Genomic DNA, 738 nt, shown 5'->3' on the forward strand with positions numbered 1-738 from the left:
ATTTTATATTTGGGATTTTAATCTAATGATTCCAAAACCTCATTGTTTCTATAACCTCGTTTACATCATTTAAAAATAAACTTATTTCATTTGAAAATTCCGCGTCCATTGATTTACCAAGAATGAATAATGTAAAAGCAACATAAATTAACAAGAGTAAAAAAGCACTCATACCTCCTAATTTAGTTCTTGAAATGTAAATTATAAAAGCAATTAATGTTAGAATAAATAAAAGAATGCGAAGTTCTGCAACATTTTTTACCGTATCAACTGACATTTCAATTGGCCCGTAAATTATTGTAAATAAAAATAAAGGAAATCCAAGTGCAAAGCAGACATCAAAAATATTTGAGCCTAATGCATTTGAAACGGCATCATCATAATTGCCTTTTTGCGCATCTTTCATTGAAAGTATTGTATCTGGTACACTTGTAGCAGCACTAGCTAATATTACAGCAATAAAATAAATAGGAATACCCATTGAATCTCCAAGCCATTCACAAGATTTAACTAAAAGAAAACAAGCTGAACTAAAAACAACCATGGCTGCAATTAGTAAAGTCCAAGCATTTTTTGATTGTAACTCACTTTTAATGAAAATTGGTTCAAGGTTTAATGTGATAAGATTTTGGAAAAAGCCTTTTTTAATATTTCCATCTTCTTCCTCTTCTTCTTCTTCCTCTTCATCATTAACTTCGTCTGAGTCGTCGCTTTTCTTCATAGATTTCAACATATAAA

General features: G+C 29.7%; 1 pseudogene. It reads right to left on the reverse strand.

Going from position 1 to position 738, the window contains the following annotated elements:
* Positions 1–22: 22 nt before the first annotated feature.
* Positions 23–738: pseudogene (locus IU405_RS00695) on the reverse strand (sodium/calcium exchanger protein); the annotation flags it as partial.

Source organism: Polaribacter sp. BAL334, from assembly GCF_015767435.1.
In the GTDB taxonomy this organism is placed as follows: Bacteria; Bacteroidota; Bacteroidia; order Flavobacteriales; family Flavobacteriaceae; genus Polaribacter.